At 70.4% G+C, this 13570-nt stretch carries 13 protein-coding genes; 10 read left to right on the forward strand and 3 right to left on the reverse strand.

Features of this window, described 5'->3' with window-relative positions; genetic code table 11:
- On the forward strand, window positions 1-852 hold the full coding sequence (locus E7Z54_RS13540; protein ID WP_136434526.1) for a COX15/CtaA family protein: 852 nt from the start codon (window positions 1-3) through the stop codon (window positions 850-852).
- Between the two features lie 16 nt (window positions 853-868).
- On the opposite strand, the gene E7Z54_RS13545 is transcribed toward E7Z54_RS13540, so the two are convergent.
- A complete protein-coding gene (locus E7Z54_RS13545) occupies window positions 869-1786 on the reverse strand; it encodes a heme o synthase (RefSeq protein WP_378527277.1) in 918 nt (305 codons plus the stop codon).
- A gap of 143 nt (window positions 1787-1929) precedes the next feature.
- On the opposite strand from E7Z54_RS13545, the gene tkt reads away from it, so the two are divergent.
- Genes tkt through E7Z54_RS13575 form a run of 6 tightly spaced genes read left to right on the forward strand, consistent with a single transcriptional unit; the run spans window position 1930 to window position 9336 of the window.
- Window positions 1930-4041, forward strand: coding sequence for a transketolase (gene tkt, locus E7Z54_RS13550; protein ID WP_136434530.1), 2112 nt, complete (start codon window positions 1930-1932; stop codon window positions 4039-4041).
- 35 nt (window positions 4042-4076) lie between these two features.
- Window positions 4077-5183 (forward strand): transaldolase, encoded by a 1107-nt coding sequence (gene tal, locus E7Z54_RS13555; RefSeq protein WP_136434532.1) that lies wholly within the window; start codon window positions 4077-4079, stop codon window positions 5181-5183.
- Window positions 5184-5187: 4 nt separating this feature from the next.
- Window positions 5188-6879 (forward strand): glucose-6-phosphate isomerase, encoded by a 1692-nt coding sequence (gene pgi / locus E7Z54_RS13560; RefSeq protein ID WP_136434534.1) that lies wholly within the window; start codon window positions 5188-5190, stop codon window positions 6877-6879.
- Window positions 6879-7625: a 6-phosphogluconolactonase gene (gene pgl / locus E7Z54_RS13565; RefSeq protein ID WP_136434536.1), complete on the forward strand. Its 747-nt coding sequence runs from the start codon at window positions 6879-6881 to the stop codon at window positions 7623-7625. The genes pgi and pgl overlap by 1 nt, the downstream gene beginning before the upstream one ends.
- Window positions 7626-7675: 50 nt before the next feature.
- Window positions 7676-9211, forward strand: a complete 1536-nt coding sequence (locus tag E7Z54_RS13570) for a sodium-dependent transporter (RefSeq protein WP_136434538.1) — start codon at window positions 7676-7678, stop codon at window positions 9209-9211.
- A complete protein-coding gene (locus tag E7Z54_RS13575; protein ID WP_136434539.1) occupies window positions 9208-9336 on the forward strand; it encodes a methionine/alanine import family NSS transporter small subunit in 129 nt (42 codons plus the stop codon). The genes E7Z54_RS13570 and E7Z54_RS13575 overlap by 4 nt, the downstream gene beginning before the upstream one ends.
- Before the next feature lie 548 nt (window positions 9337-9884).
- Here the strand turns inward: E7Z54_RS13575 and E7Z54_RS13580 are convergent.
- On the reverse strand, window positions 9885-10244 hold the full coding sequence (locus E7Z54_RS13580) for an RNA polymerase-binding protein RbpA (RefSeq protein WP_136434541.1): 360 nt from the start codon (window positions 10242-10244) through the stop codon (window positions 9885-9887).
- Window positions 10245-10304: 60 nt separating this feature from the next.
- The gene (gene secG / locus E7Z54_RS13585) at window positions 10305-10541 is read right to left on the reverse strand and encodes a preprotein translocase subunit SecG (RefSeq protein ID WP_136434543.1); all 237 of its coding nucleotides are present in this window, start codon (window positions 10539-10541) and stop codon (window positions 10305-10307) included.
- Window positions 10542-10742: 201 nt separating this feature from the next.
- On the opposite strand from secG, the gene E7Z54_RS13590 reads away from it, so the two are divergent.
- The 3 genes from E7Z54_RS13590 to E7Z54_RS13600 all read left to right on the forward strand — a co-directional run.
- On the forward strand, window positions 10743-11810 hold the full coding sequence (locus E7Z54_RS13590; protein WP_136434545.1) for an NAD-dependent epimerase/dehydratase family protein: 1068 nt from the start codon (window positions 10743-10745) through the stop codon (window positions 11808-11810).
- 10 nt (window positions 11811-11820) lie between these two features.
- A complete protein-coding gene (locus tag E7Z54_RS13595; RefSeq protein ID WP_206056198.1) occupies window positions 11821-12663 on the forward strand; it encodes a UbiA family prenyltransferase in 843 nt (280 codons plus the stop codon).
- The coding region (locus tag E7Z54_RS13600; protein ID WP_136434549.1) for an NAD(P)/FAD-dependent oxidoreductase at window positions 12660-13570 on the forward strand (911 nt) is incomplete at its 3' end. The genes E7Z54_RS13595 and E7Z54_RS13600, both read left to right, overlap by 4 nt.

Genomic DNA, 13570 nt, shown 5'->3' on the forward strand with positions numbered 1-13570 from the left:
ATGAGGATGGGTCGCTGGCTGACCGTGCTCGCGTGGGCCAACCTGGTCGCGAACGTCGGGATCGTGGTGACGGGCGGCGCGGTACGCCTCACCGGGTCCGGTCTCGGCTGCCCGACCTGGCCGCGGTGCAGCGCGGAGTCCTACGTCCCGCACGGCGAGCTCGGCATGCACGGAGCGATCGAGTTCGGGAACCGGATGCTGACCTTCGCCGTCGGCGCCATCGCGCTCGCCGCGTTCCTCGTCGCGTGGCGCAGCGGTGACCGCCGCGCCCGGCTGCTCACCCTGCTGATCGGCCTCTACATCCCGGCCCAGGCGGTCATCGGCGGGATCACCGTCCTCACCGACCTGAACCCGTGGGTGGTCTCCTTCCACTTCCTCTCCTCGATGGTCATCATCGGGATCTGCGTCATGCTGCTCGACCATCTCGTCGGCGCGCCCCGAGCCGCGGCGGGCCCCCGCACCCGGGCGCTGGCCTGGGTGACGTTCGGGCTCGGCTGGCTCGTGCTGTACCTCGGCACCGTCGTCACCGGCTCCGGACCCCACTCCGGCGACCTCGACTCCAAGCGCACCGGCCTCGACCCCCAGGTCATGTCCCACGTGCACGCCTGGTCGGTCTACGTCCTCGTCGGCCTGACCGTGCTCGTCCTGGTCCTCGCGATCCGTGCCGGGAACCGGCCGCTGCGCACCGCCGCGGCGGCCCTGCTCGCCCTCGAGGTCGTCCAGGGCGTCGTCGGGTTCACGCAGTACTACCTCGACCTCCCCGAGCTGCTCGTGCTGCTGCACATGCTCGGTGCGGCCCTCACCGCCGCGGGCATCGCCTGGCTGGTGCTGAGCGCGCACGCCCGCGACTGACCGGCGGGGCCGCTCGTCAGCGCAGCAGGGGGTCGATCGCGACAGCGACGAACAGCAGCGACAGGTAGAGGTTCGAGGAGTGGAACAGCCGCATCGGCTGGAGCACGCTCAGCTCCTCGGTGCCCCGGGCCCGGCGGTGCAGCCCGTGCGCCTGCGCCAGGAACACCGCTCCGAGGACGAGCGCGACGACCGGGTAGAGCGGCCCGGTGCCGGCGACCGGCCAGAGCAGCAGCGACGTGCCGACCATGACCCAGCTGTAGAGGACGATCTGCAGTGCCACGTTCCGCGCCGGCTTCACGACCGGAAGCATCGGCACGTCGACCTGGGCGTAGTCCTCGCGGTAGCGCAGCGCCAGCGCCCAGGTGTGCGGCGGTGTCCAGAAGAAGACGACCGCGAACAGCACCACCGGCACCCACGACAGCTCGCCGGTGACGGCGGTCCAGCCGATCAGGGTGGGGAAGCAGCCGGCGATGCCGCCCCAGACGATGTTCTGGGTGGTCCGGCGCTTCAGGAGCATCGTGTAGACGAAGACGTAGAAGGCGATCGCGGTGACCGAGAGCGCCGCCGACAGCAGGTTGACCCACACGGCGAGCACCACGGTGGACAGGACCCCGAGGACGACACCGAACACGAGGGCCGCAGCCGGGGTCACGATGTGCCGCGGCAGCGCACGACGCCGGGTGCGGCGCATCTGCTCGTCGATGTCGCGGTCGTAGACGCAGTTGAAGACCGACGCGGACCCGGCGGAGAGGGTCCCGCCGATCACGGTGGCGACGACCAGGCCCAGCGGCGGCACGCCGCGCGCGGCGAAGAACATCACGGGGACGGTCGTCAGCAGCAGGAGCTCGATCACCCGCGGCTTCGTGAGGCCTACGTAGGCCATCACCACGTCGCGGAAGGCGGCCTTCGGCTGGGCTTCGTCGACAGCCAGCAGCTCGGGGCTGGTCGGGTCGACGTAGGTCACGAGAGTCCTTGGGCACAGGGATCGGAGCGCTCCGAGTGTAGCCGCTGTGGGACCGAGTTCGTGCACCCAGCCGCTGTCTGGTTGGCGCCACGGGCTTGAGTAGGCTCGGCACCATGATTCCGGAGCTGGAGTGGACCGATCTGGACCGCAGGGCGGTCGACACCGCGAGGGTGCTGGCGATGGACGCCGTGCAGAAGGTCGGCAACGGCCACCCTGGCACCGCCATGAGCCTCGCGCCCGCCGCCTACCTGCTGTTCCAGAAGGTGATGCGGCACGATCCCGCCGACCCGAACTGGATGGCGCGCGACCGCTTCGTCCTGAGCGCCGGGCACAGCTCGATCACGCTCTACACCCAGCTGTACCTCGGCGGTTTCGGGCTCGAGCTCTCCGACCTCCAGAGCCTCCGGACCTGGGGCTCCAAGACGCCCGGGCATCCCGAGTTCGGTCACACCCCCGGGGTGGAGGTGACCACCGGCCCGCTCGGCCAGGGTCTCGCCAACGCCGTGGGCATGGCGATGGCCGCCCGTCGCGAGCGTGGGCTGCTGGACCCGGACGCCGGTGACGGCGAGTCGCTCTTCGACCACCACATCTACTGCATCGCCTCCGACGGCGACCTCGAGGAGGGCGTCAGCAGCGAGGCCTCCTCGATCGCCGGCACCCAGCACCTCGGCAACCTGACGGTGATCTACGACGCCAACCGGATCTCGATCGAGGGCGACACCCACATCGCGTTCAACGAGGACGTCGCCAAGCGCTACGAGGCGTACGGCTGGCACGTCCAGACGGTCGACTGGACCGGCAACGACCACTCCGACCTGACGAACTACGAGGAGGACGTGCCCGCCCTCCACGAGGCGATCCGCGCCGCTGACGCCGTCACCGACCGGCCCTCCCTCGTCGTGCTCAAGACCGTGATCGCCTGGCCCGCGCCGAACGCCCAGAACACCGAGGCGGCGCACGGCTCGGCTCTCGGCGCGGACGAGGTCGCGGCCACCAAGGAGATCCTGGGGTTCGACCCGGCGAGGACCTTCGAGGTTCCGGACGAGGTGATCACCCACACCCGCTCCCTGGTCGAGCGGGGCAAGGTGTGGGGCTCGGAGTGGGACAAGAGGTTCGACGAGTGGGCCGACGCCCATCCCGAGGGCGCGGCGCTCCTGCACCGGATGAAGGACCGGGCGCTGCCCGAGGGCATCGAAGCGGCGCTCCCGACCTTCGAGGCCGACGCCAAGGGCGTCGCCACCCGGGCCGCGTCCGGCAAGGTGATCAACGCGATCGCGCCGATCATGCCGGAGCTGTGGGGCGGCTCGGCGGACCTCGCCGGGTCCAACAACACCACGATCAAGGACGCCAAGTCGTTTCTCCCCGAGGACCGCTCCGTCGAGGAGTGGCAGGGGGACCCCTACCAGGGCCGCGTGCTCCACTTCGGCATCCGCGAGCACGGCATGGGCGCGATCATGAACGGGATCGCCGTGCATGGCGGCACCCGCGTCTTCGGTGGCACCTTCCTCACCTTCTCCGACTACATGCGCGGCGCGGTCCGCGTCGGAGCACTGATGAAGGCGCCGGTCGTCTACGTGTGGACCCACGACTCGATCGGCCTCGGCGAGGACGGTCCCACCCACCAGCCGGTCGAGCACCTCTGGGCGCTCCGCGGCATCCCCGGCCTCGACATCGTCCGCCCGGCGGACGCCAACGAGACGGCCGCAGCGTGGCTGCAGATCCTCAAGAACGCCGACCGTCCCGCCGGCCTGATCCTGAGCCGCCAGAACGTGCCGACGTTCCCGCGCGGGGCCGAGGGATTCGCCACCACGGAGAACGTCGGCAAGGGCGGCTACGTCCTGGTCGAGTCCGCCGGCGCCGATCCCGACGTGATCCTGATCGGCACCGGCTCCGAGGTGCAGCTGGCCGTCAAGGCCCGGGAGCTCCTCGCCGTCGACGGCATCAACGCGCGGGTGGTCTCGATGCCGTCCATCGAGTGGTTCGAGCAGCAGACGCAGGCCTACCGGGACGAGGTGCTGCTGCCGACCGTCAAGGCCCGGGTCAGTGTCGAGGCCGGTCTGCGCCTGGGCTGGCGCGAGTACGTCGGCGACGCCGGCCGGATGGTGAGCCTCGAGCACTACGGCGCGTCCGCTGACGGAGCGCGGATCTTCACGGAGTTCGGCTTCACCCCCGAGGCGGTTGCACAGGCCGCCAAGGACAGCATCGACGCAGCCAGCAAGGGCTGACTCCCACGCAACCGGCATCACCACCAGGAGGATTCATGGATGATCGGCTGAAGGCCCTCGCTGACGCGGGGGTGTCCATCTGGCTCGACGACCTGTCCCGCGAGCGGATCGAGACCGGGAATCTGGCCGACCTCGTCGGGCAGAGCTCCGTGGTCGGCGTGACGACGAACCCGACGATCTTCGCCGCGGCGATCGCCGACGGCGAGCGGTACGACGAGCAGGTCCGCGCGCTCGTCGCCGACGGCTCCTCCGCGGACGAGGTGATCTTCGCCCTGACGACCGACGACGTCCGCAACGCCTGCGACGTGCTGGCTCCGGTCGCCGAGTCGACCAAGGACGACGGCCGCGTCTCGATCGAGGTCGAGCCCACGCTGGCCAACGACACCGAGGCGACGATCGCCTCCGCGAAGGCGCTCTGGGCCGCGGTCGACCGCCCGAACGCCCTGATCAAGATCCCCGCGACGCTCGAGGGGCTTCCCGCGATCACCGAGGTGATCGCCGCCGGCATCAGCGTCAACGTGACGCTGATCTTCTCGACCGAGCGCTACCGCGCGGTGATGGACGCCTACCTCGCCGGCCTGGAGAAGGCGAAGGCTGCCGGTGTCGACCTCACCACGATCCGCTCGGTGGCATCGTTCTTCGTCTCGCGGGTCGACTCCGAGGTCGACGCCAGGCTGGAGAAGATCGCCACCGACGAGGCCCTGGCTCTGCGCGGCAAGGCTGCGGTCGCCAACGCGCGGCTCGCCTACGCCGCCTTCGAGGAGGTCGTCGCCTCCGAGCGCTGGCAGGCACTGGCAGCCGACGGCGCTCACGCGCAGCGGCCGCTGTGGGCCTCGACCGGCGTGAAGAACCCCGACTACCCCGACACCCTCTACGTCACCGACCTCGTCGTCGCCGACACGGTCAACACGATGCCCGAGAAGACGCTCCGCGCCTTCGCCGACCACGGCGAGGTGAAGGGCGACCAGGTCACGGGCAAGGCCGCCGAGGCGCAGGAGGTCTTTGACCAGCTGGACGCCGCCGGGATCGACGTCGCCGACGTGTTCAAGGTGCTGGAGCTCGAGGGCGTCGACAAGTTCAAGACCTCCTGGACCGAGCTGGTCACCACCGTCGAGGGTCAGATGGAAAAGGCCGGGGCCTGACCTCATGCCGTCGAGCAGCTCGGTGCCGACAGCGCCGGTCGACCCGACGTCCACCGCGGCCTGGGCCACCCTGGTCCGGCTCGCTGACTCCTTCTCCCCCGACCTGCGCGCCTGGTTCGCGAAGGACCCCGACCGTGCGGCGCGCTTGAGCCTCACGGCCGGCGACCTCCTGGTCGACCTGTCGAAGAACCTGGTGGACGACGAGGTCCTGGACACCCTGGTGGCCCTCGCGGACGAGGTCGGCATCCACGAGCGTCGCGACGCGATGTTCCGCGGGGACCGGATCAATGTCACCGAGGACCGCGCCGTGCTCCACACCGCGTTGCGGAAGCCGGCCGACGCGGTGCTGGAGGTCGACGGCGAGGACGTGGTGTGCGACGTCCACGATGTGCTGGACCGCGTGTACGCCTTCGCCGACAGGGTCAGGTCGGGGGCGTGGACGGGCGTCACCGGCGCGCCGATCCGCACGGTCGTCAACATCGGGATCGGCGGTTCCGACCTCGGGCCGGTGATGGCCTACGAGGCACTGAAGCCGTACGCCCAGGACGGGCCCGAGTGTCGGTTCATCAGCAACATCGACCCGACCGACGCCGCGCAGAAGCTCGCCGGGCTGGACCCGGCCAGCACCCTCTTCATCGTGTCGAGCAAGACGTTCGGCACCCTCGAGACGCTGACCAACGCGCGACTCTGCCGAGCCTGGCTCCTCGAGCGGCTTCGCTCCGACGGGGCCGTCGGCGAGGACGTCGAGGACGCAGTCGCGGTGGCGCGGCACTTCGTCGCGGTGTCCACCGCGCTCGACAAGGTCGCGGAGTTCGGCATCGACCCGGACAACGCCTTCGGGTTCTGGGACTGGGTCGGCGGGCGCTACTCCCTCGACTCCGCGATCGGGACGTCGTTGGTCATCGCCATCGGTCCCGAGCGGTTCGCGGAGCTCCTTGCCGGCTTCCACACGATCGATGAGCACTTCCGCACCGCGGACCTGCGGCACAACGTCCCAGCGCTGATGGGTCTGCTCAACATCTGGTACACCAACTTCCTCGGCGCCCACACGCACGCCGTACTCCCCTACGCGCAGTCGCTGCACCGGTTCCCGGCCTACCTCCAGCAGCTGACCATGGAGTCCAACGGCAAGGGTGTGCGGTGGGACGGCAGCCCCGTCACCGCCGACACCGGCGAGGTCTTCTGGGGGGAGCCCGGCACCAACGGCCAGCACGCGTTCTACCAGCTCATCCACCAGGGCACCCGGCTCGTCCCCGCCGACTTCATCGCCGTCGCCAGACCCGCGTACCCGCTGACCGACGGCGATACCGACGTGCACGAGCTGCTCCTGGCCAACTTCTTCGCGCAGACCAAGGCGCTGGCGTTCGGGAAGACCGCGGACGAGGTTCGTGCCGAGGGCACCGAGGAGTCGATCGTGCCGGCGCGGGTGTTCAGCGGGAACCGACCGACGACCTCGATCATGGCGCCCGAGCTCTCGCCCTCTGTGCTGGGGCAGCTGATCGCCCTGTACGAGCACATCACCTTCACCCAGGGAGTCGTCTGGGGCATCGACAGCTTCGACCAGTGGGGAGTCGAGCTCGGCAAGCAGCTCGCCCAGCGGGTCGCACCCGCCGTTGCGGGTGACCGGGCCGTCCTGCAGGAGCAGGATCCCTCCACCCACTCCCTGATCGCCTACTACCTGGAGCACCGGACGTGATGGACAACGAACCCGCCCCCCTCGTCGAGGTCCATGACAGCCCCGACGCGCTCGCCTCGGCCGTCGCCGGTGAGCTGCTCAACCGGATCGCCGACGCCCAGGCCGCCGGCAGCGTGCCCCACGTCTGCCTGACCGGCGGTTCGATCGCGGAGAAGATCCACCGCGAAGTGCTCCGTCACGCTCCCGGCTCGGGTGTCGACTGGGGTGCGGTCGAGATCTGGTTCGGCGACGAGCGGTTCGTCAGCGCCGACTCGCCCGACCGCAATGTGGGGCAGGCCCGCGCGGCCTTCCTCGACGAGCTCGGAGTTCCCGCGCACCGGATCCACCAGGCGCCACCGACCGACGGCGCTGGCAGCGTCGACGAGTCGGCACGGGCCTACGCCGCCGATGTCGACGAGCGCCTCGTCAGCCGCGGCGAGGAGTTCCTGGTCATGATCCTGGGCGTGGGCCCGGACGGACACGTCGCCTCGCTCTTCCCCGGCTTCGAGCAGCTCTCGGTGACCGACGTGTCCGCCGTCGGGGTGAGCGGGTCGCCCAAGCCACCGCCGGAGCGGGTCTCCCTCACCTACCCGGCCCTCAACCGGTCCGGCGCGGTGTGGTTCGTCGTCAGTGGTGAGGGCAAGGCCGACGCCGTGGCGCGGGCACTCGCGTCGGACGGCACCGTCGAGGACACCCCGGCCCGCGGCGTGCGAGGCAGGACCGAGACCACCTGGTTCCTCGACACCGCGGCGGCCGCACGCGTATGACTGAGGGCGCGCGGTTTGCCCGACCCGCCGGTAGCGAGCACGATATCGGGATGACCACAGTCGACGAGGTTCAGCGACGCGGTGCCTTCAGCAGCCGCAAGGTGTTCATCCTGGCAGCGATCGGCTCTGCCGTGGGGCTCGGCAACATCTGGCGATTCCCGTACGTCGCCTACGAGAACGGCGGCGGGGCGTTCCTGATCCCCTACCTGGTCGCCCTGCTCACTGCAGGCATCCCGTTCCTGCTCATGGACTACGCCATCGGCCACAAGCACCGCGGATCCGCACCACTATCCTTCGCCCGGCTGCGCAGGGGCACCGAGTTCCTGGGCTGGTGGCAGGTGGGCATCTGCTTCCTGATCGCCGTCTACTACGCCGCCGTGATCGCCTGGGCGCTGCGCTACACGGTCTTCTCCGTGGACGAGGCGTGGGGCGACGACCCCGAGGGGTTCCTGTTCGGAGAGTTCCTGCAGGCAGGAGACCCCGGCATCAGCTCCGACGTCGTCGCCGGCGTGCTCCTGCCACTCGCACTGGTCTGGCTGGCGGTCCTGGTCGTCATGGCGCTCGGGGTCGAGAAGGGCATCGGCCGCCTGTCCCTGTTCTTCATCCCGGTCCTCGTCGTGGCCTTCGGCGCGCTGGTCGTGCGCGCCGTCACGCTCGACGGCGCCGTGGTCGGCCTCGATGCGTTCTTCTCACCCAGCTGGGATGCGCTCACCGAGCCCGGCGTGTGGGCCGCGGCGTTCGGCCAGATCTTCTTCTCGCTGTCGATCGGCTTCGGCATCATGATCACCTACGCGTCGTACGTCGACCGGCGCAGCGATATGCCGGGCGCTGGCCTGGTCGTCGGCTTCGCGAACTCGGGCTTCGAGCTCCTCGCCGGCATCGGCGTCTTCGCGGCCCTCGGGTTCATGGCGCAGGCCCAAGGGGTCGCCGTCGACCAGGTGGCCACCGAAGGGCTGGGGCTCGCGTTCGTCGTCTTCCCCGCGCTCATCAGCGAGGCACCGGCAGGCGCGTTGATCGGTGTCCTGTTCTTCGGATCCCTCGTGATCGCGGGGCTCACCTCCCTGATCAGCGTGATCGAGGTCGTGATCTCGGCGGTCCGCGACAAGTTCGAGATGTCTCGGATCGCAGCGTCGATGGCGGTCGGCGTGCCGGCGACCGTGATCAGCCTGGCACTCTTCAGCACGACCAGCGGTGTCTACGTGCTCGACATCGTCGACCACTTCATCAACCGCTATGGGATCCTGCTGGTCGCCGTCGTCAGCATGCTGGTGGTGGCCTGGGTCCTGCGCGAGCTTCCTGGCCTTGCCGCGCACCTCAACCGCACCGGATCCCTCCCCCTGGGTCGGATCTGGTTCGCGCTCATCGCCGTGGTCGCGCCGGTCGCACTCGCCTACGTGCTGATCGATGAGCTCTTCACGGACATCGAAGAGCCCTACGGCGGATATCCGGACTGGATGCTCGGTGTGCTGGGGTGGGGCAGCACCGCGGTGGTGCTGCTGTTCGGCGTGCTGGCGACGCTGGTGCGCTGGCGCAGCGAGACACCGCTCGTGGAGCCCTACGACGTGATCGAGGAGGAGGTCCGATGAGTGCCGACGCAGTGATCCTGATGCTGGTGGCGATGGCCATCCTGTGGGGCGGGCTGGTGCTCGCGATCGTCCGGCTCAACCGGCATGACCTGCCGCCGATCGACGAGCTCCACCGCGACCTCTAGTACGAGAGCCTGGCCGCCGGAGCAACCCGATCTCCGACGTCTGGCCGCCAAGCGACCCCGCACTCAGCGAACGTCAACCGCGAGCGTGGCAGCGCGTCGAGAGGCGGCCGCCGACAGCTTGCTGCCCGCTCTGCGCCGAAGACGCGCTCGCCAAGCCGTGAGCTCGACGTCTGGCCGCCAAGCCACCCCGCACTCCGCGAACGTCAACCGCGAGCGCGGCCGCGCGTCGAGAGGCCTGCCGGCGAGCTTGCTCGCCCCCGGTCGGCCGAAGACGCGCTCGCCAAGCAGTTAGCTCGACGTCTGGCCGCCAAGCCACCCCGCACTCAGCGAACGTCAACCGCGAGCGCGGCAGCGTGTCGAGAGGCGCCGCCGGCAGCTTGCTGCCCGCTCTGCGCCGAAGACGCGCTCGCCAAGCCGTGAGCTCAACGTCTGGCCGCCAAGCCACCCCGCACTCAGCGAACGTCAACCGCGAGCGCGGCAGCGCGTCGAGAGGCCTGCCGGCGAGCTTGCTCGCCCCGGTCGGCCGAAGACGCGCTCGCGCAGATCAATCAGAAGATGATCTCGCCGGCCTTGCGGCGCGAGCGCAGCAGCTGGATCGCCTCATCGAGAATGACCTCGGCCTCCTTGTCGGAGCGGCGTTCCTTCACGTAGGCCAGGTGGGTCTTGTACGGCTCGATCTTCGGCGCCGGCGGGGCGTTCTCGGAGTCGAGGCCTGCCGGAAGGCCGCACTTCGGGCAGTCCCACGAGTCGGGCACGGATGCCTCGACAGAGAACGTGATCACCGAGCGGTGCTCGTGCGCACAGAAGTAGGTCACCGCCTGCCGCGGAGCCGCCTCGCCACGCTCGGCCTCCCCCATCGGCCCGGCACCAACACGGCTACCGCGGATCGCGTTTCCACCACCAGCCAACGGACTTCTCTCCTCAGACTCAGACGGCCCGGGTGATCCCCGGGCCGGTCACAGTTGCGTTCAGTTCTGATAGGCGAGCAACAGGCCGAGTGCGATCACGCACGCGAACCAGATCACGCCGATCCCGACCGTGAAGCGGTCGAGGTTCCGCTCGGCGATCGACGAGCCGCCGAGCGAGCTCGACACACCGCCGCCGAACATGTCCGAGAGTCCGCCGCCACGTCCCTTGTGCAGCAGTACCAGAAGGATCAGCAGCAGGCTCGTGATCACGAGCAGGACAGTGAGAAGCGTCGCCACGGCAGGAATCCTACGTCAGGGGGTCGGTCAGGACAGCACTGGCACGTCGTACAAGCAGCAGGCGACCTGCCCATCCCCCCGCAGAGACGACAGGGCTCGCCGGGGCAAGGACGATCGCGCGTCACGGCCGCCCTCGCGGGACCCGGCCCGTGTGATCGGTCCGGCGACGGGTAACGGACGAAGTCAGGACGGGAGGACGCCATGCGGATCGCCATCACCGGCGCCAGCGGCAACATCGGGTCGGCCGTGCTGCGACGGTTCACCGCCGACGGCGAACACCAGCTCATCGGGATCGCACGCCGGATTCCCGAGATCGAGCCGAACGGCGGCCGGGTCGAATGGGTCAGCGCCGACCTGACCAAGGACCGGAGCGTGGCTGTGCTGGGTCGCGCGTTCGCTGGCGCCGACGCTGTCGTCCACCTGGCCTGGGGGTTCCAGCCCTCACATGACCTCACCTATCTGGAGGAACTCGGCGTGGGCGGCACCGGCCGCGTCCTCAGCGCCGTCGCCGCTGCCGGGGTGCCGCACGTGGTGCACATGTCATCGGTCGGCGCCTACTCCGCCAAGCGCGACGACACCCCCGTCGACGAGAGCTGGCCCACCGACGGTATCCCCTCCTCGCGCTACAGCCTTCACAAGGCCGCCGCCGAACGGCTTCTGGACCGCCACGAGCAGGAGGGCCACGGCACGTTGATCAGCCGGATGCGCCCCGGCATCGTGGGGCAACGGTCAGCGGGCAGCGCGCTGCTCCGGTACGGCCTGCCGGCGATCGTGCCGGCGGCGCTGCTCGATCACATCCCGGCGCTCCCCCTGGACAGGCGGCCGGCCGTCCCGATGGTGCACGCCGACGACGTCGCCGACGCCATCGCGCGGGTGGTGGAGCGGAGGACAGGCGGCGCTTTCAACCTGGCGGCCGACCCGCCGATCACGACGCGGAGGATCGCCGACGCGCTGGGGGCGCGGCCGATCCATGTGCCCTCATCGGTCGTACGCCCGCTCTTCTCTGCCGCCTGGCACCTCCGGCTGCAGCCGGTGGACACCGGTTGGCTCGACATGGCATTCGCGCTCCCGCTGCTCGACTCCTCCCGAGCCTCGCGGGAGCTGGGCTGGTCTCCTCGCGTCGACGCGACGTCAGTCCTCGAGGAGGTTCTCGCCGGCATGCGCCACCGCGATGCGGACGCGACGCCCGTGCTCCGGCGTCGTAGCGTCGCCGGCGCCATGCGCGACTTCGTCACCCGCGGCCCGGTCGACCAGCGCAACCGGCCCTGAGGGGACTGAGGTGACGGTGCCGACCCGCGCAGAGGCGACACGCCGCTCCGCCGTCCTGCTCCCGCTCCTTCGCGCCGCACACTTCGGTCCCACGGTCGCGGTCACCACCATCGTGGCGCTGCTGGCCGTTGCCCTGGATCTCTCCGCGTACCGGGGCCTCGTGGTGACTGCCGCCGTCTTCACCGGCCAGCTGACCATCGGCTGGGGCAACGATCTGCTCGACGCCGACCGCGACCGCGCGGTCGGCCGCAAGGACAAGCCCCTGGCGAACCGGGAGCTGAGCCCTGCTGTGGTGCTGCGGTGCTTGGTTGTCGCCGCTGTCGCCTGTGTGGTGCTGTCGTTCCTGGCCGGCTGGCGCAGCGGGGCGACCCACCTGGGCCTCGGAGTCGCACTCGGCCACCTCTACAACCTGTACTTCAAGGCGACGTCCTGGTCCTGGCTCCCGTACGCCGTGGCATTCGGCTCACTCCCCGCCGTCGTCAGCCTTGCCGGCTCCCCGCCTGAATGGCCGCCCGCATGGATGATCGGCACCGCGGCCACCCTGGGGGTCGCGGCGCACTTCCTGAACACGCTGCCCGACTTCGACGACGACGCAGCAACCGGGGTGCACGGGCTCCCGCACCGGATCGGCGCGGGTGGAAGCCGACTGCTGGCCACGGGGTTGCTGGTCGCCGCAACGGCGGTCGCGGTCCTCGGCCCCGCCGGTGCACCGGCCACCTGGGCCTGGGGGGCTCTTGCCGTGGTGGTCGCGCTCGCGGCCCTCGCGCTGTTCGGCCGCGGCAGAGCCCCGTTCTACGCCGCAGTCGCGATCGCGCTGGTCGACGTGGCGCTGCTCGCGGTGGTTGCCGGATGACGGCATGGGACCTGGCGGTCGTGGGTGCCGGACCCGCCGGCGCGGCCACGGCGATCGGAGCGTTGCGGGTCGACCCGTCGCTCCGGGTGGCACTGATCGACCGCGCCGAGTTCCCCCGCGACAAGTCGTGTGGCGACGGCATCGCCCCGCAGGTCATCGACCTGCTCGAGGGCGCCGGTGTCACCGGGATCGTCGAGGACCAGGTGCCCGTGCCCCGACTCCGGCTGGACCGAGGCTCGTTCGGCGTGGACCGGAGGATGGCGCGACCGACCTGGGTGATTCCCCGGACGACCTTCGACCAGCGGCTGCTCGAGGCGGCCCAGGAGGCCGGGGCGACGCTGCTCCGGCACCGGGTCCGCGAGCTCGTCCTGACGTCCTCGATCACGCTCGACGGCCAGCTCGAGGCACGGACGGTCGTCGGCGCGGACGGCGCGCACTCGACCGTCCGACGGGCGCTCGGCATCGGCCCCGGACCGATGGCGGTCGCGATCCGCGGCTACTCCCCCACTGCTCCGGACAGGTCCAATGCCCAGGTCATCGTCTTCGACACCGCACGACAGCCGGCGTACGCGTGGTCCTTCGACCGCGGCGACGGGCTGTCGAACGTCGGCTACGGCGAGTTGCTGGACCACCGGCACGACGGCCCCACCAAGGCGCAGATGATGGAGCGGCTCGACACGCTGCTGCCTGGGGCGACCGACGGCGGCACCGGTTGGAAGGGCCACCAGCTGCCGCTGTCAGCGGGGCGCTGGCGACCACCTGCCGGACGCGTGATGCTGGCCGGCGACGCTGCCGGACTGGTGAACCCGATGACGGGCGAGGGCATCTACTACGCCGTCGCGACCGGGCTCGCGGCCGGCCGCGCCGCCGCCGAGGCGTTGGCCGCCGACGACCCCGCGACGGCCGG

It is taken from the genome of Nocardioides sp., assembly GCF_004803405.1.
Taxonomy (GTDB): domain Bacteria; phylum Actinomycetota; class Actinomycetes; order Propionibacteriales; family Nocardioidaceae; genus Nocardioides; species Nocardioides vastitatis.